Origin of the sequence: Streptomyces sp. YS-3 (genome assembly GCF_045257485.1) — a bacterium.
Classification (GTDB): Bacteria; Actinomycetota; Actinomycetes; order Streptomycetales; family Streptomycetaceae; genus Streptomyces.
In genome coordinates this window covers 1-22,875 of sequence record NZ_JBJHPC010000051.1, presented here as the reverse complement: position 1 = coordinate 22,875, position 22,875 = coordinate 1, and the positions used below count along the sequence as shown (strand labels likewise).

Here is a 22,875-nt window from a genome sequence, read left to right as displayed (position 1 = left end):
GGGTGGGTCACCACAGTGCCCTCGTCAACGCAAACATCAGCCGCAGCGGGCTGGCCGTCGGCCGCGTACTGCGTTGTGGATGTTCTCTGGCTCGGTGCATCCAACGTCTCCCCACGGACTGTGTCTTGTACCGCACGACCGCCTTCGGATGCACTGGCCTGGCCAGGCTCGCCGGACGTGCAGCGACTGCTGACGGGCGTGTCCGAAGACGTCACCCGCAGCCCGTCAGCGCGGCTGTAGATGAGACGGAAGCCTGCCAGATCGGTCTGACGATTGGCGTCGAGAACGAGAATTAGCTCCCCTGCCAGCCATGGACAGTCCTTCGCCTGCCAAGCGGGGACGAGGAATCGCTCGAGCTCCGGGATCGTACGGTCGATCATCCACGGCGAGCTGAAACGTCTTGGCAGTGTCAGCGCGCTCGCGGCTACGGCCTCGGCTGCGCGTTGGCTGGGTGCGAAGTCCGTGGGCAGCTCCAATTCACCCCGCTTACCTGCAGCATCATCGGCGAGCCACGGCACGGTGGTAAGTCGCCCGTCGGCCTGCCGCTGGACAACCAAGACCTCCAAAGTCTCCTCGCTGTCGCGTACTTGGGCGTGGCCGACCCGGCTGTCGTCCACGTCGCCGGCGGCTGCGTCCAGCCAGCCGTACACCGGGCGGCCTGCCCGGCGCACCGGATCCAGGAGAAATGCCTCGGCCTTCTCCTGCTTTCCGGAGATCAGTCGCTTGTGGGCGGCGTGCGCCTCGCTCAATGCCTGGGCCCAAGCCGTCGGCCCAACGGGTTCCTCGCCGTAGGCAGACTGCACCAGAGAGCTGATGCTGTCTGGGAGCACGAGAGGCTGCCCGTCCAGATGGGGGCCGAGTACGGCCAGCGTCCTCAACAAGACGTACTCGCTGCGGTAGACGGCCTTCGTTCCATCGATCGGTTGCGGGACAGGAGCCTGCCAGTCCACCACTCCAGTCACCAGACAACGCGCCTGAGCCAAACGCGGCCGGCGCTGACGAGAATGCCGATGGAGGCGCCCCATACGCTGCAGGACCAGGTCCACGGGAGCCAAGTCCGTCACCAGCAAATCGAAATCGATGTCGAGTGACTGTTCCGCTACCTGACTGGCGACTACTACGTGACGCTGCCGCCGTTCCCGGCTGTCCGGGCCGAACCGGCGCAGCATATCGGCATCGTTCGCGGCCCGGTCGGCAGCCAGGAACCGGGAATGCGTGACGGTCACATGGTCGGGACCGAGCCGTGCCCGAAGAGCCTCTGCTGTCTCCAGGACCCGGTCCACAGTGTTGCGGATCACTAACGCGCAGCCACCATCGGCCAGTTCCTCATCCAGCCGTTCAACCAGCACGGCAACGTCGTCGTCCAGACGCTCCATCGCCACCGGCACGCATCGCCCCGAGGCGGCATGGGGACGAGCAGTGTTGACCGGACAGCCGGGTGACGCGGCGGTGATCAACGGATAGCCGTCGACAACCGTCTCGGCGTCAACTCCAGAGGGGCCGGCGTACGCGGCCACCAGAGCGCGTCGACGGTCCGCCGGAAGCGTTGCCGAAAGCAGGACTACCGGCACCCGGTACGCCGCCAGCCACTCAAGTACCCGGTCCAAGTAGCGCCCCATATAAGCGTCGTAGGCGTGTACCTCGTCGATGATGACGACCTTGCCTGCCACCGCCAGGTGGCGCAGCGCCAGATGCCGGGTCTTCAAGCCAGCGAAAAGCAGCTGATCCACGGTGGCCACAGCGAACGAAGCCAGCAACTGCTTCTTACGCCCCCGCAACCACTGGTGGGCCTGCAGACCAGCAGGTCTGGCCCTGCTCGCATGGCCCTGTTGCTCACCGTCGAGATCAACGGCGGTGATCGCCTGCCTCCCTTGACGCAGCAGTCCCGCCCACTGCTGGTTGAGTGCCGCTTTGGCGTGGGCGAGCACGACCGACCGCCGCCCGTCATCCGCTGCTTCCGGCAGTTGCCCCAGCCAGTCCAGAAGCCGCGGAAACATGGCGTCACCAGTAGCCCGAGTAGGGAGAGCAAGCAGCACACCGCCAGCGCCAGAGCGCGCCGCCAGGACTTCCGCCGCGGCGAGCGCAGCCTCCGTCTTGCCCTCACCCATCGGAGCCTCGATCACCAGCAGGCCAGGCGTCGGCATGGACCGGGCGACGCGTACGGCATCGGACTGCACCGGGCGGACTGGTGCCCCCCGCAGTTGGGGGAACCGCTGCGCGAACAACTCCTCGATGTCCACGCCAGGCTCCTCCGGCTGCCAAGGCCGGGGGAGATCCAACCCTCTCCACGCAGCCTGCACTCTTCGCCGCTCACCCTCCGGCCCATCAGGTTTCCAGGACTCAGGTTCATAGGGGAACAGATCGGGGGAACTGGCGATCCAGTCGGAAACGATGACGACGGCTGTGAGGATGACCTGCACCGGCTGCGGCAAGCGCACGTCCCGCCACTCCGGGAGGCGGTCTGTCGCCCCGGTGAACGAGGCGCAAGCGTCCATGAGTTCGTGTTGGACCTGGTGCCACACGGCTTGGCTTGGCCCCGGATGACGCAGGAGATGGGGACGAAGCTGAAGGTCATGGATCTGTTGATGATCTGGTGGGGTTCCGTGATGGCCACCCGCCACGACTGCGAACTGGCCAGCGGCGCGGCCTCGCAGCCCGAAGCGATCCGCCATCCACTCCTGGAGCAGCAGCTGGCCAGCCAGCCCATGCGGTGCCAGTTTGCGGTCCTGCCCATACTCCCTGGCGAGCGGCATATCGAGCCCCCCCTCCCGCATGCGGGCGGCCAGTGACTCGACCTGGCAGGCAAAGGCCGGGGTGCACTTCCCGGCGTCATGCGCGCAAGCCAGGAACCGAACCAGCTTGTAGGCGTCTGCCTCGCCAGCGGGAAGAGCGTCGGCTACCAGCTCCTTCACGCAGTGGGGTATCCAGTGCTCCCACAGCATCCCGGCAACTGCACCGCTGTCCGCCATGTGTCGCCACAGCGGAAGCCAGTTATCCGTATCGCGTTCATGTTTTGCCCAAGCGCTTCGAGCCGGCGGAGATAACTCGTGCCAAGGGAAGCCGCCTTGAGTGGAACTGGACCTCATGCCCGTATGAAACATGACTGCCCCGTCGGTTCACCTGCAACATCGGAAATCGATGGAGCAGCGCCTGGTGACGTGATAAATGACTGGCGAAACCGGCGCAATGGTTCCAAAGGGCTCACCCAGGGCGACGTGAGCCAACCCTGGGTGCACTGTTCGCTGCCTAGACGCCGCGCTCCTTCAATGTCGTCGGCCAAAGCAACACCACGACGATGACGACGACCACCCCTGCCCATGACGTGTAGGGGGACGGGGCGGAGGCGAAGGTGCTGAGTGTCGCAGAGATCAAACTGATCCGTGCTGCCGGAGTTTCCGGCAGCACGGGCACTAATGCGCGTGAACGAATCACGTTGTATCCTTTCATTGCATTTCATTTTGCGGATGACATGCCGGGTTCGTCCACTTCTCCCCGTGGCAGCGAGGAGGACGGGCCCGGCCTTCGTGCGTCAGGGGCCGCACGAGTGGCGCTGCTCCTTGGCGCATGCTAGGCAGCGTGGGGGCAAGACGATGTGCTGTCAACGCCAACGCCTGTTCGGATAGCCGGGGTTCCAGTAGAAAGTCAAGCTTCCCAGTTGACTGATCTGCGTAACTGCTCCGGAGCGCCGACGAGTCGAGCTTCCCGGATGCCCGAGAGAGATACGCACAGACCATCAGGCCCTGTCCGGACGTGGTGCAGCGGGTGCTGTACGGCAGCACTTCAAGCCCCGCATGCGCGGGGAACACGGAAACGAACCACTTGAGAGTCAAGCTTCCCAGGGGCCACCCCCGCACGGGCGGGGACAACGCCAGAGTCATGCAGCAGTTCGCTCCGGTCAAGGGGGCGGATCCCTGCGTAAGACGCCGTTTCCTTTGGAGGCGCGGGTCGTTGTGCTGGGCATGGCGAGTCTTGCTGAGCGGTTGGTGCCGGATGAGTTGTGGGAGTTGTTCCGGCGGGTGGTGCCTGAGACGGTGGTGATACGTCCGCAAGGGGGTGGTCGTCGGCGGTCAGGGGACCGTGAGTGTCTGGCCGCGATCGTGTTCGTGGCGACATCGGGCTGCACGTGGCGGCAGGTTCCGCCCGTCTTCGGGCCGGCCTGGCCGACCGTCTACCGGCGCTTTGCCCACTGGAGTGCGGACCGCGTCTGGGCCCGTCTCCACCGGGTGATCCTGGACGAACTCGGCGCCCAGGGAGGTCTGGACTGGTCACGCTTCGCCATCGACTCGGTCAGTGTCCGGGCCCTCAAAGGGGGATCCTGACGGGACCGAATCCGACCGACCGTGGCAAGAACGGATCGAAGATCCACCTCGTCACCGACCGGTGCGGTCTTCCGGTCGCGGTCGCCATCTCCGCCGCCAACACCCATGACAGTCTCGCGCTGAAGCCGCTCGTCGCCTCCATACCCCCGATCCGCAGTCGCCGAGGACCGCGCCGCAGACGCCCGGACAAGCTCCACGGCGACAAGGGCTACGACTACCCCCACCTGCGGCGATGGCTCCGCGAGCGCGGAATCACACCTCGTATCGCCCGGCGCGGTGTGGAGAACTCGCAACGTCTGGGACGCCACCGATGGGTCGTCGAGCGAACCATGTCCTGGCTTTCCGGCTCCCGCCGGCTCCACCGCCGTTACGAACGCAAGCCCGAACACTTCCTCGCCTTCACCGCCATCGCTACCAGCCTCATCAACTACCGACGACTCACCAAGTGAAACACCGTCTAAGCAGGTAGTGCTGTATGAGACGACGAACCGTGCAGCGTATGCGGTTGTCCCCGCATACGCGGGGAGTCCCAAAGATCATCTCCCGCATGCGCGGGGACCACCTCAGCTCCTGGTCGACCGAGCCCACCGAGACGGGATCACCCCCGCGTGCGCGGGGGCCACGTCGGGGAGCGTGCCGCGACGGCTGTTTGGCTGGGATCACCCCCCGCGCGCGGGGACCACAACGTGGCGCCCGCCGCCAACGAGGTCATGAAGGGATCACTCCCGCACGAGCGGGGACCACGGCAGCGACCTGCGGGTTCAGCTGGCTGCGGAGTGGATTTCACTCACTTTCACGGGTCCCGGCCATCCCGCCAAATCGCTTGATGTGTCTGCGTGTTGTGCTGATACAGCGGCAGGATACCGGTTGTGGGGGGCGCCCCGGTGGCTTCGGAACTGTTGGCTACTGGTGGCTGCGGTCAGGGCTGGTGGAAGGGGAACTTCTCAGCGAAACGGAACCAGCCTGTCCTGGCCGAGATGCAGCAGGACCTTGCCCTGTTACGTGAGGTGCTGCAATGCCCCCACACCGCACGGGACCGGTTCACCGTGGTGCGTACCGCCGCCGGTCTGTCCGGGCTGGTAGCAATCATTCAGCACGACCGGGGCGACCAGCAGGACGCCCAGCGCTGGTTCGCCACGGCAGAACGCGCCGCCGCCGAGTCCGGCGACGGCCAGATGCTGGCGTGGGTCCTTGCCCGGCACGCCATGGTCCCGCTCAACTACGGCGCACCACGGGCCGCGGCTGAACTCGCCGCACGGGCCCCCCGTGTCGCCGGTACCAGCCCGAGCGCGGCTGCGGCGCTGGCAGCGGCCGTCAGTTCCCGGGCGCTGGCCGCGACCGGCGACGTCTGGGGCGCCCGGCGTGCCATCGCCCAGGCCCGCCGCACACTCGACCAGCTGGACCGCAACGGCCTCGCCGACAACTCGTTCGGATACCCGGCGCAGAAGCACAGCGTGCATCTGTCCCAGGCATACACGCTGCTCGGAGAGAGCAAGCACGCATTTGCCGAGCAAGAAGCTGCACTGGCGCTGACCACGTCGCCATCGGTCATGACCCGGGCCCTGCTGGCCTTGGACAACGCGCAATGCCTCCAGGCCGACCGCGATCCCCAGAGCGCGGCCGACCTAGCGGTCACGGTCTGGCAGCAGCTACCCCAGGGATTCAGGACGGGGCTGGTCCGTACCCGGGCCACGTCGCTGGAACAGAGCCTCACCGGCCAGCCGCGAGCTCAGCTGACAGAAGCCCTGGCTGTATGACGAGCAGCCCGCAGGACTGGGGGCCAACGCCACGGCAACCCGCCGCCACCGCGCACGGCCCGCACACTTGCGCCTGCTAGCCGCGAACAACAGGCCGGTCAACACCGTGTCGCCGTCAGGCAACCGGTGGCGTCCTCGGGTCCGGGTGGCGTGGCGGTGAAACCGGCTGTACGCGCCTACTGCGCCGGCTCGAGGCCACTGAGCGGACTGGTGATCGCCATGATCAGCTTCAGGTTCGGGGCCAGGTTGGTGAGCATCACGTCTAGGTTCTGTCTCTTGGTCAGCGTCGGATCCAGATGAGGATGCCGGCGAGATGGAGTGCGGCCTGGTAGGCGATGGCGAGTTTGTCGGTCCGTGTGGCCAGGCCGCGCCACTGCTTGAGGCGGTTGATGCACCGCTCGACGGTGTTCCGCTGCTTGTAGCCCTCACGGTCGAAACCCGGCGGACGGCCACCGAGTCGACCTCGCCGCAAACGATGGCCGATCTGGTCGGACGGCTGCGGGATGATCGCGCGGATGCCCCGGCGGCGCAGGTGTTTGCGGATGGCTCGGGACGAGTAGGCCCGGTCGGCCAGAACGGCGAAGGGGCGGGTCCGCGGCCTGCCCGGACCTGTTCGGGGCACCCGGATGCGGGCCATCACCGCCTCGAAGGCGGGTGCGTCACCGGCCTGGCCTGCGGTAACGGTGAATGCCAGCGGCCGAGCTCCACCATCCGCGGCCAGGTGGACTTTGGTGGAGCCCTCCGCGTGAGCGTCCGAGTGCGTGATCGGAGGGCTCGCCAGAGCGGGCCGCCCCTTTTGCGTGCCCCAGCGGCGTGTTGGTGGGCCCGGACAACCGTGGAGTCCACGGACACGGTCCAGTCGATGCCGTCGTCGGCGTCCGCAGCTGCCAGGATGGAAGAGAGGATCTTCTCCCAGGCGCCGTCCACGGCCCACCTGATCAGGCGTTTGTGGGCGGTCTGGAACGGGCCGAACTCTTTCGGCAGGTCCCGCCAGGGCGAGTTGGTGCGGTACTTCCAGGCGATGGCCTCAAGGGTGCGACGGTGGTGGGCCCACCACCGGCCCCGGACCGGATCGGCCGGCATCAGCGGCTCGATCCGGTCCCACATCGCATCGGTGATCACTAATCGGACGAACACATCCGGTCAACTGATCAGCCCGTCAAAGAGACACGCGCTAGGCGGCCCTGTGCCCACGTGTCGTGCAGGTCGTCGGTGGCTGGCTTCCTCGATGCGGCGGCCGGAGGCCATAACCCGTCGGGCCCCTGGAGGTTCGCAGTCACAGGATCACCCCATCCGCAGGGAGAGTTCGGCCCAGACTCATTTGCCGGTGACCAGCTTGACGGTGCCCACCGGAACGCGAGGGCATCCACGAGGAGCAGCCCGCGGCCGTGCTGGCGGGGTCGACCTGGGTGTCCAGGTGCCAGGTGCGGAGGTAGATCGCGACGTCGCGGCGGGCCTTGCCCGGGGCAGAGTCGTCTGCGCGGTAGGAGTCCTGGTAGCGCTGGGGGCCGACGGCGGCCGGGGTGATCACGTCGTGCACCTCGTCGACCACTGCTCAACCCCCTGGGCGTGGGTGGCGTCTATGGCGGGCGCCGGGGCCCGGGACGGGGTGGCTGTGGACCGGGACGCTGGGCCTACGTCTGGCAGCGCTGGCGGGACGCGGCCCAAGACCTGGGGATTACCCCCCGCATGCGTGGGGACCACGGCACTCCTTCACCTGCTCCTGTGCCAAGGTCGGGATCACCCCCTCCGCGTGCGCGGGGAGCACTCCAGATCAGCGTTACGCCGGTCGGCGTACACGGGACCCCCCATGCGCGGGGAGCACCCGCACATTCACCCGCACCAGTTCCGACACACGGGACCACCCCCGCATGCGCAGGGAGCACGTTGGCGGGGTGCGGAAGCCGAAACCCATCCCGGGACCACCCCCGCATGCGCGGGGACCACGCCTCGGCGACGGTGCTGACGCCGCGGGAGAAGGGATCACCCCCGCGTGCGCGGGGACCACGTCGCTCCCGGAGGATCGCGCGCTTGCGGCGGGGGATCACCCCCGCGTGCGCGGGGACCACGCTTCTTGGTCGGAGAGGGGGCGCCCGGCGCCGGGATCACCCCCGCGTGCGCGGGGACCACAGGCGGCGACCTGTGGCTTCGGCCCGGCTGTGGAGTGGATTGCACTCACTTTCATGGAATCCGGCCTTTCCGTCAAATCGGTTGCGTTGTCCACGCGTTGTGCAGTCCAGCGGCAGGCTATCGGTTGCTATCGTCGGCCTTGCGGTGTTCTGGAACTCAGGTGTCGTCGACGTCATGTCAACCGGATCAAGACGCTCACGCGTCAGGTGATCGGGCGTGCAGGGTTCCAACTCCTGCTCACGCGGGTCCCCATGGTGTGGGGAAGAGCAACAGCATCCAGAAGCTAAACCGGAACGAGGATTCAGGTCCTGAAGCAACCTGTGCTTGCTTACTGACCGTTGCTGAAATCAGAAGGCTGAGTCGGCGAGGCGTGCACCTGGCTGCCTACAGGTTCCAGCGGTCAGCGCGATGCGTATTCGATATAGAGAGGGGTCGCCAGAATGGTGCCGAATTCGTCGATTGCGAGGATCCGTGCAAGTCCGGCAAGTCGTACCGGTGGTGCCCACCCTTCCGCATGCGGCGCGTCGATCTCGCACAAAAGTATTACGGCGGATAGGGCACGGTCAGTGGAGCCGAGCGTTGAGAGGTCTCCGATCGCTGCGCGGCCGGGAAGTTCCTGCACAGCCTGGGCGTAGGCACGGATGGCTTCGATGTAGAGGCGACCGACTTGTTGGCTGTCCGAGTCTCCATCGCTCGTCGGTCGCCGACGGTCCAGAAGATGGGCCAACGATCCGACCAGCGCAAACGGTGGGTGCTGCGGGTATTGAGCGGCGGCGAAATAGACAAGCCCGTCGACCACTGGACGGTCACGGCCCTCCCCACTGCCAGGCCATGCGCTACCGAACCTGAATTCTTCCTCGAACTCAATCCAGCTGCCGACCGATAATCCTTGGTCGGTCCGATGTTGATGACCGTGCTTCCGCTCGATCATCCTCACTACCGCGTTCAGCGCTCCGACGAGTGACGTCCGGTTATCATTGGACAATGATGCCTTCAGCGACAACACACCCGCATTGAGACCCGCTTCGAGACCGAGTCGCTCACGGACCCGCCCCGGGAGCTGAGGCACCAAGACCTCCATCTTTGACTCGGACAGATACAACAGGTCACGCATTGCGGGGCGCGGATGGCGGAGCGGCATCGGTACTACCTCCTCGAACTCGTATGACCAACGATCCCGGGGCGGTGCCAGCAGCTTCTTCAGTCGGCGCCCGGCCCCTTCCTCGTGCCCAACTGCCGACCCAACAACCTTGGCCACAGATCGTGTTCGGGTCTCCCAAGGCGCCCAGGAAACCGCAGCTGTCACTCAGGGGGCACGCGTCACGGAAGTTGAGCTAGAACCACTACTCGTTAACAAGGCTACTTCGATCCTGTTGCTGTTCGCCGTACGCCGCGGCCGTGTCCTGCCGCCCGCCGTACGTGCCGAGGTCGTGCGGTCCCTCACCGCAGCCCAGGAGCCGGACACATGCGCCCGCGAGGGCTGCCTGTGGCACCAGGCCACCGACGAGCTGTACGTGTGGGACCAGGTGGTGGCTGCGGCTGGCCGGCATGCAGAGGCCGCGGTGGAGGGCCACCTCGACGGTGACGAACTGTGCGACGCGGCCCAGCTCGCCTGGCAGCCTGCGCCGTTACCTCCTTGAGTCCCGTATCTAGACGCTGTGGGCTCAGGAGCATGTGAGGGCCTGGAGTGAACCCGGGATACGCCCGGTGGGCGAGGAACTCGCCCACCGGGGGTGTCACCGTGCGATACAGGCGTCCCTGGCGCACGGCGACGTGGAGAAGTTCGTGTCCGACTTCCGCCGCCGGTATCGGGTCGTCTCACTCGTTCTGAGTAGCGCATCCCCCTGAGCCGGTGCGTCCGGTACCCGAACTCGCGCACCCGGGTACTGCGGATAGCTCATGGCGCACTGCCGACGCGGGTGGTGCCCGGTGCGCAGTGGCGGGACTGCGCGCACGTGGGCACAGGGCTGCTCGATGACCTCACCTGCCGTGCGCCATTCTGGACTGGCTCGGCCACCGCCGCAGTCGCCGAACACGGCCAGCCCACCTGCTGATCACCTAGGCAAGAAGTCCTCTATGTGCGGGCCATGCCGCGTACAGCGCCAGGACCGCCTGCGATTCCCTGGATGCCGGATCTGTATCAGGCGGCCGGGTCGCGGTGGCGGGCCACGGTCATGCGTGACATTGCCAGTGTGGCGGCGGTGATCCCGGGCCACAGCACTGCCATGACGACGTGGAGGACACCGAGCCAGGCGATCTCCGCGCGGCTGTAGAGGGCGGCCTGCGCGGCCAGACTCGCCAGGCATACCAGGCCGATGCCCACGGTCATCCAGCGATAGAAGCGGTGCAGGGGCGGGTGCGAGCGCCAGCGCTGTGGGCCGCCCACGACCCGGTTCGCGACCAGGCCGGCCAGGGGACGGCCTGCCAGCACCGACAGCAGGCAGGCCGCTGAGGAGGCCGCGGGCAGCAGCATGGGCAGCAGGAAGAAGCCCCGTGCCTGCCCGGTACCGACCGCCACGGCCGCGCAGGTCACCGCCAATAGCGCGCCGACCGCCGCATGCTGGAGGTACCGGCGGGCCCGCAGACCGCAGGCGAGGACCAGTACACCGGTCACTGTGGCCGCTACGAAGGCGGTCCGCAGCCCGTTGGCACCGTAGGCGGCCACGAACGCCAGGGTCGGGGCCGCCGTAACCGCGAGGCCGGGGAGGCGGGCTTTCATCGTGCCCCCGGTCCGGTGTGGGGAGCGGCCTGCGTGTCGGTACGCTCCAGGGCACGGAGCGCGAGCAGGCCTCCGATGCCAGGGATGACGGCGCGCAGCGTGGCGCCGGTGCTGCGGTGTGGATCGCGCCGGGTGGCCAGGATGCCGAAAAGCCAGGCGGTCCCGTGCACGGGCCCGAACAGCGCGGCAATCTGCTGGGAGTTCCCGGTGGCGATGTTGACCAACAGTACGGTGAGGCTGGCCAGTTCGATGGTTGCTGAGGCGCGCAGCGGCCTGCGTGTGTGCCGTGGCGCGGGTATGGAGTTGGCGGTCATGGGTCACGCTTCCGTGGTGGGGCCGGGGCGGAGGATCATCAGGACGGTGACCGTCGCCCAGAGCTGGTTGAAGGCACCGGTTGGCATGGCCAGGTGCGCGGTCTGGGCATGCTCGACGGCCGCCGTCCCGGCCGCGGACTCTGCCAGCTGGGCGAGGGAACGTTCCTGGGCCGGTAGAACCAGCAGTGCCAGCAGTGCCAGCACCCATGCAGCTGCACCTGTCAGTGCGATCGACATGATCAGCCAGGGACTGTCCGGGACGTGGAGCTCGCTCGCGGTGGCGAGGCCGAGGACGGGAACGGCCAGGCCGAGGGTCGCGTAGACCCGGCAGACGCGGTGCAGCATCGTCAGGTGGCGAGTGTCTCGTGCTGGTCGGGCGTGCCGGCGGCACGGCGGGCCGCGGCGGGAAACACGCTGCCCGCCACGGTCACCGAGCCGACGGCGGGGGACATCGGCTCCACCCCCTGGTCGCGCCAGACGACGCCGCGGCGCTCGTAGGCGAACAGTTGCTCCACCGCGAGCGCGACTTTCGGCCCGGCCTCCCGTTCCAGCAGGTACAGGCCCAGATCGAGGCCAGAGGTGACGCCGCCGGCGGTGACCAGGTCGCCGTCGTCGACGACCCGGCCCGGGACCACGTGCACACCGCCCGCGCCCAGCAGGTCCCGACCCTGGTGATGGGTGGTGGCGTGGCGACCGTGTACGAGCCCGGCCATGGACAGCAGCAGCGACCCGCCGCAGACCGTGGCCACCGTGGTGCCCGCTGGGGCCAGCGCGTCGGCCAGCAACTTCGGGAGCTCGGTGGTCAGCGCGCGGCCGAGGATCACGGGAACCTGTTCCTCAGCAGAGGCGTCTGGGCCCTGCCCGGGGAGCCTGCCGGCCGCGCCCGGCACAACGACCAGGTCCGCGCGATCCGGGGCCAGAAGAGCGGCGGCCGTCAGCGCGACGCCAGGTATTCCGCTCGGCACCTGCCTGGCTCCTTCCGCGCAGGCCAGTTCAACGGTCACCCGATCGGTGAAGGCCCGGGCGGCGCTGAAGACCTCAAATGGAGCGATGACATCCAACGGGTCGAAACCATCGAAGAGGACGAACTGTGCCAGCATCAGCGACTCCCTTTTCCCTCGGATCATGACTTCAGCGCTCACGCTAGGCCGCACCGCCAGACCCCGGCCATGGGCTTGAATGACACAACCCAACGAGTTCTCGCCACTTCGCTGACCAGTGCTGTCGTGACCCTCAACTCCGCGACCAGCAGCGCGTGTTACGCCGGATGTGGGCGTAGCCTGCGGGGATGCACACCGTGGCGATTCTTGCCCTGGACCATACGGTCGCCTTCGACATGGCCATCCCGGTCGAGATATTCGGACGCGTGCGCCTGCCGGACGGGCGCCGCCCCTACCGGGTGCGGGTCTGTGGAACCCGGCCGGAGGTGCCGACCGAGACGTTCACCATCCGTGTGCCCTGGGGGCTGGAGGGCCTCGCCGGTGCCGACACGATCATCGTGCCCGGCCGGGAGGAGCACGCGGGGCCGCCCCCGGCCGAGGCTCTCCAGGCACTACGTGACGCCGCCACCGACGGCGCGCGCATCGCCTCGATCTGCGGCGGCGCCTTCACCCTGGCCGCCACCGGCCTGCTGGACGGCCTGCCCGCGACCACCCACTGGATCGCCGCCGACCAACTCACCCGGCAATACCCGAAAATCGACTTGCGCCCGGACGTCCTCTACGTGGACAACGGCCAACTGCTCACCTCCGCCGGCGCCTCCGCCGGCATGGACCTGTGCTTGCACCTGATCCGCCGCGACCTGGGCTCAGCCGTCGCGGCGGGCGCCGCCCGCCTGGCCGTCACCCCCCTCGAACGGGAGGGCGGCCAGGCCCAGTACATCGTCCACGAACCCCCACCGCTGCCCCGCGGCTCCCTTCTGGAACCGACACTGGCCTGGATCCAGGACCACCTCGCCGAGGATCTCACTCTGCAGGCCATGGCTGCCCGCTGCGCCATGAGCACCCGCACCTTCAGCCGCCGCTTCCGCGAACAAACCGGCACAACCCCCCTGCAGTGGCTGCTGCGCACACGCGTCCGACACGCCCAGTACCTACTTGAACACAGCGACCATCCCGTCGAACGTATCGCCGTGCAGGCCGGTTTTGGATCCGCGACCGCCTTCCGCGAACGGTTCAAGCGCGTCACTGGCACGACACCGCAGACCTACCGGGCCACCTTCCGCCGTCCTTGCTCAAACGCCTGAGACCGCAATCTCAGCCAGGACCATCCCCGCATGCGCGCGGAGCAAAAGGCGGCAGCATCAGCGCGGCCAAACGCACGGGGACCATCCCCGCATGCGCGGGGACCACACGCCCGGCACGGAGAAGGTGAGCTCACCGCTGGGATCACCCCCGCGTACGCGGGGACCACCTCTCCACCGTGAACTTCACGGCGTCCGACCAGGGATCACCCCCGCGTACGCGGGGACCACGGCGAGGACCAGGCCGCCGACTCGTCTCTGACGGGATCACCCCCGCGTACGCGGGGACCACGGCGAGGACCAGGCCGCCGACTCGTCTCTGACGGGATCACCCCCGCGTACGCGGGGACCACGCTGACCCTCAACTGGGCCTGGGCGTACGGCCGGGATCACCCCCGCGTACGCGGGGACCACGCGGCGTAGGCGAGGTCGCGCGCGCCCATCAGGGGATCACCCCCGCGTACGCGGGGACCACTCTGACGGACCTCGACAACGGCGCCGCCCCGGGGGATCACCCCCGCGTACGCGGGGACCACAGGCGGCGACCTTGGGGTTCAGTCGGTTGGGGAGTGGTTTTCACTCGCTTTCATGGAGTCCGGCATTCCTGTCAAATCACCTTTGTCGCCTGCGAGTTGTGTTGTTTCAGCGGAAGGCTACCGGTTGGGGGCGTCCCAGGGGCTTCGGAACTGCTGGCTCCCCCCCCCCCCGCAGGCGCGGGGACCACGGGGTCAGGGGTCGCATGGCGGCGCGCTGGAAGGGATCACCCCCGCATGCGCGGGGAGCGCAACCGTTCGCTCGCTGGCGGATTGCGGGTCGCTGGTGAGAGGCCACCGTCCACCGGTGCTGTCCCTGCTCTGGTCGGCGTACCCGGGTTCTATCCGACTTTGGGACTGCAGCGCATGCCGATGTAGACGCAGCCTGTGCCGTCGGGCAGGGTGGAGAAGATCACCGGCATGTAGTCCTCGCTGAATGCCGCGCCTACCCCGGTGCCGGCGAAGACCGTCTCTGTCACCGGCAGCAGATCAATCTGCAGGGGTTCGGAGAAGTCCGCCATGCCGTCGACGAATTCGTAACGTGCGCGGCCGGCGCCGTCCCGTTCGGTGACGGTGATGACTACGCCTTCGCGGCGGTAGGTGCCGACCAGCGGTGTGAAATCGACTGTGGGCGGCTGCGCCGGTGGAGCGAAGGGCTCCGGCATGGTCACTCCGGCGAGTTCGGCGAGCAGTTCGCGGTAGAGCGCCGCGTACACCTCTCGTGCGCCGCCGCCGTTGGTGAGCAGCGCGACCGCGACGCCTGCTGAGGGCACTACGCGCAGGTATCCGTACTGTCCGATGGAGGCGCCGTCGTGCCCGTAGCCGGGAATGCCGTTCCAGTCGTACAGGGTCCAGCCCAGGCCCCAGCCGTCCGAGCTGACCGTCCACTTGTCGGGGCAGTCCACGACCCGGTGCTGCATCAGGGCGACCGTCTTTTCGGAGAGTACGCGCGTACCGTCCTCGGCCACACCGCCGGCCAGGTGCATCCGTGCGAGGCGGGCGAGGTCTCCCGCGGTGGCGATGACCCTGCCGTAGGGGCCCGCCGAGCGCGGCATCATGTCCCATTGAGGTGCCGGCTCGGGGTCCTGGCCCGGCTCGCCCAGGTGGCCCATGGCGGCGCGGAACCGGAGCGCCTCCTCAGGCAGCGTCATGGTGTGGGTGAGTCCGAGCGGGGTCAGGAGCAGGTCTTTGAGTGCCTGGTCCCAGACCTTGCCGGTCACTACCTCGATGATCCGGCCGAGCACGTTGTAGCCGACGCTGCTGTAGGAGATCGCGGTGCCGGGCGGGCAGTCGAGGGCCACGCCCTTGGCGGCCTCGACGTACGTGGCGAGGCAGTCGTCGCCGCGCCCGCTGTCGTAGGTGAAGTCGCAGGTCAGGCCGCCGGTGTGGCTGAGGAGCTGACACGTGGTGATCGCCCTGGTTGCGTCCGGGTCGGAGACGGAGAACTCCGGCAGTACGTCGACGACCGGGGCATCCAGGTCGAGTGCGCCCGATTCGGCGAGCTGCATGATCAGGGTGGCGGTGTAGACCTTGGCTATCGAGCCCATCTGGAAGACCGATCCGGTCGTCACCTCCACGCCCGTTCCACGGTGCAGCACGCCGCTGGCCAGTTCGTGGACGTTTCCGTCGACGAGGAGTGCGAGGGATGCGCCCGGGACGTGGTGCTTGGCGCGCAGTGTGTCGAGGCGGGCCTGCCAGTGGTCGAGGTCCAGTTTCCGGCCTTCCGAGTCCCGGGCCCCCCACGTGCCCGTGGCATTCCAGTTGCCCCGCTCGTCCCAGCTCACATTCTTCGCCATGTCTGCTTCCCTCCGATGTGTCGACGTTCTCTCGTTGCCAACGCCCGGCTGCGGCCCCCATGTTCTGGGGCGGTCGGCTCGTAACCCACCGCCGCTCCCTGCGGCTCGGTCAGGCCTGAGCCGACCGGTCGCCTCCGCCCTCGGCAGCCGGACCCAGAGGCCAGCCGTACGCAGCATCGCTGCGGGGCTGGGCGAGGCGACGGAGGAGGACCAGAGCCGCAGCGCCTACGTCGCGCGGGCCGCGCCCCCGCGGGCGGTGTGGTGGCTCCTGGGTTTCCTCCTGCCGCCCGGCAGGGGTTTCAGGCGGCCACGCGCTCCGTGTTCTGGAGGGCCGGGTTGGTGCGCAGGGCGGAGGGCCGGGCGAGGAGGCAGGTGAGGGTGCCCAGGACGAAGCCGTACACGGACACCAGGCCGTGGCCGTTGGACTGGGTGAACCACAGGGCCAGGCCAAGCACGGGAACGCCCGCTGCAAGCAGGACGTCCTTGCCCTGCGCCTTGCCCCGGCCGGCCTGGATGACGCGCACGAGCAGGGCCGAGGCCAGGGTCGCGCCGAGGAAGTACGTGGCGCCTGAACTCCCCGCGAAGTTGCGCGGGTCGGTGCTGTGGTGACCACCTGCGCCGACCAGGGCGTCGATGCGCTCGGGCAGGAGGATCCCCGCGAGAAACAGGCCCAGGGTGAGCGGAGTTCCCCAGAAGTAGTCGGCCAGGGCGGCGACCGCTGCGAGCGTGGCGATGTTCCAGGCCCCGCCGAACAGTCCGCCGTTCTGCATGAACACCGAGGTGACGACCCGCCACCAGCCGGACTTCGCCGGGTCACTGTCGAAGGTGTCCATCGCGCCGGACCAGCACAGTTGGAGCGCTACCCCGCTCAGGGCGAGGCCCGTCAGGGCCACCGCCGCCCAGGGGACCCGCCGCCCGCGCAGGGCGTCCTCGCCCAGCAGGGCCAGTCCGCCCTTGAACATCAAAACCATCAGTGCCGCTGTGGTCACGTTGAACACCAGCGCGCCCATTGTCACCACCCCCCTTCAGTCCCCAACGCTTGCAGAAGGGCTGACAGTAGCCTCACCATGAGCCGAATTCAAACGGTGTTAGAAAATCGGGGATAGGCTGCCCCCATGAAGCTGACAGTGGAGCGGATCATCGACGCCGGCATGGCGGTGTTCGCCGAAACCGGCTACCACGGACTGTCCATGAGACGCGTCGCGCAGCGGCTCGACGCCCAGGCAGGGAGCCTCTACTACCACGTGCCCAACAAGAACGCCCTGGTGCAGCTCATGGCGGACCGCGTCGCCCGGCAGGCCTACGACGCGGGCACCACTGCCCTCGACGCGCTGGCCCCCGGGGCTGACTGGCAGCAACGCATCGAAGTCCAACTCGTGACGCTCCGCCACAGCATCCGCCGCCACGCCGGCGGCGCGGTCATGTTCGCCGACAGCCCCAAAGTCCTCAGCCCCGGCGCGCTGTCCTTGATGGAGCGGCTGCTGCACACCCTGCGCGAGGCAGGAGTACCCGCCGCGCACCGCGGTGTCGGCGCGGACACGCTGCTCAGCCATGTCACGGGATTCGTCCTGCAGGAACAGGGCCAGTCGCCCACCGGGACTGTCAGCGGCGACGGCGCAACCGCCCTGCGGGAGCGCTTCCCCATGACCCTCGCCGAAACCGGGACCCTCACGCAGGACGAGAAGTTCATCCGCAGCGTGCGGCTCCTGTGCGCCGGGCTCGACACGCTCGTCGAGTCACCCCCGGAGTAACGAGCGCAGTCGGCAGGACGCCCACCAGGAGCAGCAGACCGACCGCAGTCTTACGACACCTCTCTCCGGCGTCCCAGTCCTGCTTCTGTGTTGCTGCACCGCGTTCACACGCTCGAGAAAAACGCCGTGGCACCTCCGAGGACGCGCTTGAACACCGGATCACCCCCGCACGCGCGGGGACCACGCCGACGGCTTGTTGAGCGGGTCCGCCGTGCTGGGATCACCCCCGCATGCGCGGGGACCACGGCAGCAAGCTGTACGACCCGGAGCAGACCGAGGGATCACCCCGCAATGCGCGGGGGCCACTCGAACACCGTGCAGACGGCGTACGACAAGCAGGGATCACCCCCGCGTGCGCGGGGACCACGACACGTCCTCGACACTGGTCGCCGAGGTCGAGGGATCACCCCCGCATGCGCGGGGACCACCGCCGCGCCAGCGTCACCAGAAACGCGGCCGGGGGATCACCCCCGCATGCGCGGGGACCACTGTGCGTCTTTGGGGAGGCCGCCCCAGATCCGGGGATCACCCCCGCATGCGCGGGGACCACATCCTCGACGTACGCGACGAATCCCCCCAGCGGGGATCACCCCCGCATGCGCGGGGACCACTCGCCGGGCCTCATCCCGGTCTCGGCGGCGAAGGGATCACCCCCGCATGCGCGGGGACCACAGCATCAAGTCCACCGGGGCGTCGGACACCTCGGGATCACCCCCGCATGCGCGGGGACCACTCCAGAACCCGGGCCGCGCGGCAGTGGAGTCCGGGATCACCCCCGCATGCGCGGGGACCACAGCGGATCGGCGCACTGCACCCCAATGTGGCGGGGATCACCCCCGCATGCGCGGGGACCACGACCTTGACCCCGTCAAGGACGGACTGCGGGAGGGATCACCCCCGCATGCGCGGGGACCACGATGCCACGGAGGCCGCCGCCAGGTCCGCCGGGGGATCACCCCCACATGCGCGGGGACCACTCGTGCCCTCGGCAGCAACGATCTTGGTCATGAGGGATCACCCCCGCATGCGCGGGGACCACTTCGGAAGTGGCGTGTGGACGTGGACTCTGCCGGGATCACCCCCGCATGCGCGGGGACCACACTTCGCTCGGGTGGGCGCCCGCCAGAATCCGGGGATCACCCCCGCATGCGCGGGGACCACTGGCGTTGCTCTGGCGTGTGGTTGGTGAGCGCGGGATCACCCCCGCATGCGCGGGGACCACTCCACGATTTCGCCGGAAGCATCGAAGTAGATGGGATCACCCCCGCATGCGCGGGGACCACTTCGGTGGCCACCGGCCGGGCTCCTCTCGCGGGGGATCACCCCCGCATGCGCGGGGACCACAGGAGGCGACCTGCGGGTTCAGCCGGCTGCGGAGTGGTTTTCACTCACTTCCATAGAGTCCGGCATTGCCGTCAAATCGCCTGTTCTGTCTGTGTGTTGTGTTGGTTCCGTGGCAGCAGGCTATCGGTTGTGCGTGTCTGTGCCGCTGGCTTCGGGATCGTTGGCTGCTGCTGGTGGTTTTTGGTCCCGAGGGCCGGGGGAAGGGGACCTCCTCAGCGAAGCGGAGCTGGATATGCATTGCGGGAGCCCCCGCAGGGTGGGGGTTCCACGCGTCCCCGTGTCGACGTAGGTGATGACGGCGGGCCCCCCGGGAGGCGTGAGGACCACCGGGCAGCGGCCGGGTGCCGTTGGCTGAGGCGGAGACCACCCCTGCATGCCGCGGAGACTACCTCGGCAGAAAACTGCCGCCGAGCGCCAGGAGGGGATCACACCCGCACGCGCGGGAACCGCTGCGCCCGGCGGTGTTGGGGTTGGCTCCGTAGGGATCACCCCCACACCTGCGGGGACCAGCGGCCCACCGCGCCACTGAGTAGGGCGGGTGGGGGGTTCACCCCCGTGTACGCGGGAACCATCCTCGGGGTCCCGCTGGTGGAAGTCACGGCTGCGGGATCACCCCGGCTGTACGCGAGCCCCCAGGTCTTCTATCACCCGCGTCCACTCGCCGGGATCACCCCCGCATGTGCGGGGCCCACGCCGGTCCGACGGTACGGTTGCCGAAGCGCCGGGGACCATCCCCGCGGGCGTGGGGACGCGAAGGCCGGCTACGCCGCCCCGCACCTGCTCGTCACACGCACATCCAGCAGTAGAGACGATGTCCTCGCGACACCGCCCGGCCGGCCAAGCCGGCCGCCTGGGTGAGGAACTCCGCCAGCCCCTCCGGATCCGGCGACGTCCAGAACACGTCCGAGGTGGCCCACTCGCGGGCAGTCTCTCTCAGCAAGGACTGATCAGCATCGGCGAGTGCATCACGCAGGGAATCGGTCAGCGTCAGGCACAGAAGCTCCCCGTCTTCGATGCTCGCGAGCAGATGGCCATGCCGCGGGTCGGCCTGGACACTCTCGGCCGACCGGCCGGTGAGGACCACTTCCGCAGGCAGCAGGTCGGTGGTCGGATCCATACCGTTGACGTCGAACCCGTCATAACCCGTCGCGGCTGGTTGGCCGTCTTCCCGGACCACAGCCCGCACTGCGTCGTCATCGTCGACAGCAGCAAAGTATCCATAGATAACTCCCATGCCGTGATCTTGGCACCCGCCACTGACAAACGACGTCCTACCGGATTACCCGCAGAGGAACCGCACCCAATCGAGTTCTATCCCCGCAGACGCGGGGACCACTTCTCCCGCATCTGGGCGACAACGTCGAAACTGGGATCACCCCCGCATGCGCAGGGAGCACGGGCGCGACCTCGCCGAGCGCGTCATCTGGACGGGATCACCCCCGCATGCGCGGGGATCACTGCAACTTGGCCAGGTCGGCTTCGAGTCCGCCGGGATCACCCCCGCATGCGCGGGGACCACAACCGGGACGCCTTTCTCAGCCTTCAGAGCCTGGGATCACCCCCGCATGCGCGGGGACCACCGCTCTGCTTCCGTGAGCTGCGTCCGGATGAAGGGATCACCCCCGCATGCGCGGGGACCACTCGCAGGTGGTGGCGGGGCTGGCGGCCTGGCGGGGATCACCCCCGCATGCGCGGGGACCACTCGCACGAAAGGCGGCCTGACGTGCCGATCACGGGATCACCCCCGCATGCGCGGGGACCACCGGACCCGTTCGAGCGGACGCCGCCCCGCGACGGGATCACCCCCGCATGCGCGGGGACCACAGGCGGCGACCTGCGGGTTCAGCCGGCTGCGGAGTGGTTTTCGCTCACTTCCATAGAGTCCGGCATTGCCGTCAAATCGCCTGTTCTGTCTGTGTGTTGTGTTGGTTCCGTGGCAGCAGGCTATCGGTTGTGCGTGTCTGTGCCGCTGGCTTCGGGATCGTTGGCTGCTGCTGGTGGTTTTTGGTCCCGCGGGCCGGGGGAAGGGGACCTTCTCAGCGAAGCGGAGCGGGGCATGCATTGCGGGAACCCCCGCAGGGTGGGGGTTCCACGCGTCCCCGTGTCGACGTAGGTGATGACGGCGGGACCCCGGGAGGCGTGGGGACCACCGGGCAGCGGCCGGGTGCCGTTGGCTGAGGCGGAGACCACCCCTGCATGCCGCGGAGACTACTCGGCAGAAAACTGCCGCCGAGCGCCAGGAGGGGATCACACCCGCACGCGCGGGAACCGCTGCGCCCCGGCGGTGTTGGGGTTGGCGCCGTAGGGATCACCCCCGCACCTGCGGGGACCAGCGGCCCACCGCGCCACTGAGTAGGGCGGGTGGGGGGTTCACCCCCGTGTACGCGGGAACCATCCTCGGGGTCCCGCTGGTGGAAGTCACGGCTGCGGGATCACCCCGGCTGTACGCGAGCCCCCAGGTCTTCTTCACCCGCGTCCACTCGCCGGGATCACCCCCGCGTGCCCGGGGACCACGCCTGCTCCTCGGCCTCGGACAGGGCGTAGGTGGGATCACCCCCTCGTGCGTGGGGACCACGCTCAGAGCGAGACGCCGTCTGTGCCGACTTGGGGATCACCCCCGCATGCGCGGGGAGCACTCCTCGAACTCGTCTTCGTCCACCGCGCCCTGGGGATCACCCCTGCATGCGCGGGGAGCACGCCCCGTGCGGCACCGCTCCGACGGCACGGTCGGGATCACCCCCGCATGCGCGGGGACCACCCCGCGGTGCCGTCCGCCGGCGCAGTCGTGAAGGGATCACCCCCGCATGCGCGGGACCACACACCGGATTTACCCTGCGCTTCGACGTAGCTGTGGATCACCCCCGCATGCGCGGGGACCACCCGAAGAAGAAGGCTGCGATTATGCCGCAGCCGGGATCACCCCCGGATGCGCGGGGACCACGACGGCTCCTGTCCGCCGCCCAGGCTGAAAGAGGGATCACCCCCACATGCGCGGGGACCACCGCCGGGCGGGGCAGCCAGGCCCCTGCGAATCGGGATCACCCCCGCATGAGCGGGGACCACAAACCGGAACACCCTCGCAAGGGCGGGGACTCGGGATCACCCCCGCATGTGCGGGGACCACACTGACCCCACCACCTGGGATGCGGTGTCCAAGGGATCACCCCCGCATGTGCGGGGACCACGCCACGAACGTCTCCAGGGCAGCGAGGGAGCCGGGATCACCCCCGCATGCGCGGGGACCACGAGCACGAGCATCCCGACCCCGAGCCGGACCCGGGATCACCCCCGCATGCGCGGGGACCACCTCCCACGCTCTGAAAACGGTCTCGCCCTCAAGAGATCACCCCCGCATGCGCGGGGAGCACACCGCGGAGCAGTGGGAGATCGACACGGGGGAGGGATCACCCCCGCATGCGCGGGGAGCACCGCATCGCGCGACAGATCACGTCCGCCGCCGCGGGATCACCCCCGCATGCGCGGGGAGCACTATGCGGGTCGGGCCGTGAGGCCGTTGTTGGTGGGATCACCCCCGCATGCGCGGGGAGCACTTGCTGCCGTCGATGCTGGTGCGGCACCGGTTGGGATCACCCCCGCATGCGCGGGGAGCACAGGCGGCGACCTGCGGATTCTGCCGGCTGCGGAGTGGTTTTCGCTCTCTTTCAGAGAGTCCGGCATTTCCGTCAAATCGCTTGTCCTGTCTGTGCGTTGTGTTGCTTCCGTGGCGGCAGGCTATCGGCTGTGTGGCGCTGTGCTGGCGGCTTCGGGACTGTTGGGTGCTGGTGGTGGCTGCGGTCCTGCTGAGCCGGGGAGCGGGGAACGCTGCAGCGGGGCGGAGCTGGCCCGCATGGCGGGGGAGTGCCTGCGCGGGCGCGGAGGCAAAGCGAGGCTGGCCGATGTCGGTGAAGTTGTTCGGCAGGGGGTTGTGTGTCGTGGGAGGGTGAAAGCAGGCCTGTGACGACGCGTGGGT

At 68.5% G+C, this 22,875-nt stretch carries 16 protein-coding genes, 1 pseudogene and 4 CRISPR repeat arrays; of the genes and pseudogenes, 5 read left to right on the top strand and 12 right to left on the bottom strand.

What is annotated here, in order from left to right:
- Nucleotides 1–3,086: CRISPR-associated helicase Cas3' (gene cas3 / locus ACJA3G_RS07610; protein WP_406552105.1), on the bottom strand; the 3,086-nt coding region annotated here is incomplete at its 3' end.
- Between the two features lie 160 nt (nt 3,087–3,246).
- Nucleotides 3,247–3,447 carry a hypothetical protein gene (locus ACJA3G_RS07605; RefSeq protein ID WP_406552104.1) on the bottom strand — a complete coding sequence of 67 codons (201 nt, stop codon included), beginning with the start codon at nt 3,445–3,447 and terminating at the stop codon, nt 3,247–3,249.
- Nucleotides 3,448–3,959: 512 nt separating this feature from the next.
- Between ACJA3G_RS07605 and ACJA3G_RS07600 the strand changes: the two genes are divergently transcribed.
- Both ACJA3G_RS07600 and ACJA3G_RS07595 read left to right on the top strand, forming a co-directional pair.
- Nucleotides 3,960–4,768, top strand: a protein-coding gene (locus ACJA3G_RS07600; protein ID WP_406552106.1) for an IS5 family transposase whose coding sequence is annotated in 2 segments (ribosomal slippage) — nt 3,960–4,313 and nt 4,316–4,768 — 807 coding nt in all. Because the reading frame shifts where the segments join, the coding sequence is not laid out codon by codon here.
- Between the two features lie 528 nt (nt 4,769–5,296).
- Nucleotides 5,297–6,076 carry a hypothetical protein gene (locus ACJA3G_RS07595; RefSeq protein ID WP_406552103.1) on the top strand — a complete coding sequence of 260 codons (780 nt, stop codon included), beginning with the start codon at nt 5,297–5,299 and terminating at the stop codon, nt 6,074–6,076.
- 280 nt (nt 6,077–6,356) lie between these two features.
- On the opposite strand, the pseudogene ACJA3G_RS07590 reads toward ACJA3G_RS07595, so the two are convergent.
- The 3 genes and pseudogenes from ACJA3G_RS07590 to ACJA3G_RS07580 form a co-directional block, all read right to left on the bottom strand.
- Nucleotides 6,357–7,183 (bottom strand): annotated as a pseudogene (locus ACJA3G_RS07590) (IS5 family transposase).
- A 169-nt stretch (nt 7,184–7,352) separates the two neighbouring features.
- Nucleotides 7,353–7,628, bottom strand: coding sequence for a hypothetical protein (locus tag ACJA3G_RS07585; RefSeq protein WP_406552102.1), 276 nt, complete (start codon nt 7,626–7,628; stop codon nt 7,353–7,355).
- Between the two features lie 305 nt (nt 7,629–7,933).
- A CRISPR array of direct repeats spans nt 7,934–8,206; the repeat unit is 29 nt; unit sequence GGGATCACCCCCGCGTGCGCGGGGACCAC.
- Between the two features lie 400 nt (nt 8,207–8,606).
- Nucleotides 8,607–9,347, bottom strand: a complete 741-nt coding sequence (locus ACJA3G_RS07580) for an SAVMC3_10250 family protein (RefSeq protein ID WP_406552101.1) — start codon at nt 9,345–9,347, stop codon at nt 8,607–8,609.
- A 232-nt stretch (nt 9,348–9,579) separates the two neighbouring features.
- Here ACJA3G_RS07580 and ACJA3G_RS07575 point away from each other — a divergent pair, with 232 nt between their 5' ends.
- A complete protein-coding gene (locus ACJA3G_RS07575) occupies nt 9,580–9,846 on the top strand; it encodes a hypothetical protein (protein ID WP_406552100.1) in 267 nt (88 codons plus the stop codon).
- A 500-nt stretch (nt 9,847–10,346) separates the two neighbouring features.
- On the opposite strand, the gene ACJA3G_RS07570 is transcribed toward ACJA3G_RS07575, so the two are convergent.
- From ACJA3G_RS07570 to ACJA3G_RS07555, 4 genes are read right to left on the bottom strand one after another with little or no spacing between them, the layout of a single operon-like run.
- Nucleotides 10,347–10,925, bottom strand: coding sequence for a DUF3159 domain-containing protein (locus ACJA3G_RS07570; protein ID WP_406552099.1), 579 nt, complete (start codon nt 10,923–10,925; stop codon nt 10,347–10,349).
- A complete protein-coding gene (locus ACJA3G_RS07565) occupies nt 10,922–11,239 on the bottom strand; it encodes a hypothetical protein (RefSeq protein WP_406552098.1) in 318 nt (105 codons plus the stop codon). The genes ACJA3G_RS07570 and ACJA3G_RS07565 overlap by 4 nt, the downstream gene beginning before the upstream one ends.
- Before the next feature lie 3 nt (nt 11,240–11,242).
- Nucleotides 11,243–11,584: a hypothetical protein gene (locus ACJA3G_RS07560; protein ID WP_406552097.1), complete on the bottom strand. Its 342-nt coding sequence runs from the start codon at nt 11,582–11,584 to the stop codon at nt 11,243–11,245.
- A 2-nt stretch (nt 11,585–11,586) separates the two neighbouring features.
- Nucleotides 11,587–12,339 (bottom strand): DJ-1/PfpI family protein, encoded by a 753-nt coding sequence (locus tag ACJA3G_RS07555; RefSeq protein WP_406552096.1) that lies wholly within the window; start codon nt 12,337–12,339, stop codon nt 11,587–11,589.
- Nucleotides 12,340–12,527: 188 nt separating this feature from the next.
- Between ACJA3G_RS07555 and ACJA3G_RS07550 the strand changes: the two genes are divergently transcribed.
- Nucleotides 12,528–13,484 carry a GlxA family transcriptional regulator gene (locus ACJA3G_RS07550; protein WP_406552095.1) on the top strand — a complete coding sequence of 319 codons (957 nt, stop codon included), beginning with the start codon at nt 12,528–12,530 and terminating at the stop codon, nt 13,482–13,484.
- Nucleotides 13,485–13,561: 77 nt separating this feature from the next.
- Nucleotides 13,562–14,017: a CRISPR direct-repeat array (repeat unit 29 nt; unit sequence GGGATCACCCCCGCGTACGCGGGGACCAC).
- A 338-nt stretch (nt 14,018–14,355) separates the two neighbouring features.
- On the opposite strand, the gene ACJA3G_RS07545 is transcribed toward ACJA3G_RS07550, so the two are convergent.
- Together ACJA3G_RS07545 and ACJA3G_RS07540 are read right to left on the bottom strand one after the other, a co-directional pair.
- The gene (locus ACJA3G_RS07545; protein ID WP_406552094.1) at nt 14,356–15,810 is read right to left on the bottom strand and encodes a serine hydrolase domain-containing protein; all 1,455 of its coding nucleotides are present in this window, start codon (nt 15,808–15,810) and stop codon (nt 14,356–14,358) included.
- 299 nt (nt 15,811–16,109) lie between these two features.
- Nucleotides 16,110–16,799, bottom strand: coding sequence for a hypothetical protein (locus ACJA3G_RS07540; protein ID WP_406552093.1), 690 nt, complete (start codon nt 16,797–16,799; stop codon nt 16,110–16,112).
- A 126-nt stretch (nt 16,800–16,925) separates the two neighbouring features.
- On the opposite strand from ACJA3G_RS07540, the gene ACJA3G_RS07535 reads away from it, so the two are divergent.
- On the top strand, nt 16,926–17,561 hold the full coding sequence (locus tag ACJA3G_RS07535; protein WP_406552092.1) for a TetR/AcrR family transcriptional regulator: 636 nt from the start codon (nt 16,926–16,928) through the stop codon (nt 17,559–17,561).
- 155 nt (nt 17,562–17,716) lie between these two features.
- Nucleotides 17,717–18,905: direct repeats of the CRISPR family, unit length 29 nt; unit sequence GGGATCACCCCCGCATGCGCGGGGACCAC.
- 784 nt (nt 18,906–19,689) lie between these two features.
- On the opposite strand, the gene ACJA3G_RS07530 is transcribed toward ACJA3G_RS07535, so the two are convergent.
- Nucleotides 19,690–20,139 (bottom strand): hypothetical protein, encoded by a 450-nt coding sequence (locus tag ACJA3G_RS07530; RefSeq protein WP_406552091.1) that lies wholly within the window; start codon nt 20,137–20,139, stop codon nt 19,690–19,692.
- Nucleotides 20,140–20,273: 134 nt separating this feature from the next.
- A CRISPR array of direct repeats spans nt 20,274–20,729; the repeat unit is 29 nt; unit sequence GGGATCACCCCCGCATGCGCGGGGACCAC.
- Nucleotides 20,730–22,875 lie beyond the last annotated feature (2,146 nt).

Bases quoted from the DNA above. Each gene is read 5' to 3' on its own strand.
- ACJA3G_RS07535 (WP_406552092.1), top strand. From the start codon at position 16,926: ATGAAGCTGACAGTGGAGCGGATCATCGACGCCGGCATGGCGGTGTTC.
- ACJA3G_RS07555 (WP_406552096.1), bottom strand. From the start codon at position 12,339: ATGCTGGCACAGTTCGTCCTCTTCGATGGTTTCGACCCGTTGGATGTC.
- ACJA3G_RS07570 (WP_406552099.1), bottom strand. From the start codon at position 10,925: ATGAAAGCCCGCCTCCCCGGCCTCGCGGTTACGGCGGCCCCGACCCTG.
- ACJA3G_RS07595 (WP_406552103.1), top strand. From the start codon at position 5,297: ATGCAGCAGGACCTTGCCCTGTTACGTGAGGTGCTGCAATGCCCCCAC.
- ACJA3G_RS07550 (WP_406552095.1), top strand. From the start codon at position 12,528: ATGCACACCGTGGCGATTCTTGCCCTGGACCATACGGTCGCCTTCGAC.
- ACJA3G_RS07565 (WP_406552098.1), bottom strand. From the start codon at position 11,239: ATGACCGCCAACTCCATACCCGCGCCACGGCACACACGCAGGCCGCTG.
- ACJA3G_RS07530 (WP_406552091.1), bottom strand. From the start codon at position 20,139: ATGGGAGTTATCTATGGATACTTTGCTGCTGTCGACGATGACGACGCA.
- ACJA3G_RS07605 (WP_406552104.1), bottom strand. From the start codon at position 3,447: ATGAAAGGATACAACGTGATTCGTTCACGCGCATTAGTGCCCGTGCTG.
- ACJA3G_RS07580 (WP_406552101.1), bottom strand. From the start codon at position 9,347: ATGCCGCTCCGCCATCCGCGCCCCGCAATGCGTGACCTGTTGTATCTG.
- ACJA3G_RS07545 (WP_406552094.1), bottom strand. From the start codon at position 15,810: ATGGCGAAGAATGTGAGCTGGGACGAGCGGGGCAACTGGAATGCCACG.
- ACJA3G_RS07560 (WP_406552097.1), bottom strand. From the start codon at position 11,584: ATGCTGCACCGCGTCTGCCGGGTCTACGCGACCCTCGGCCTGGCCGTT.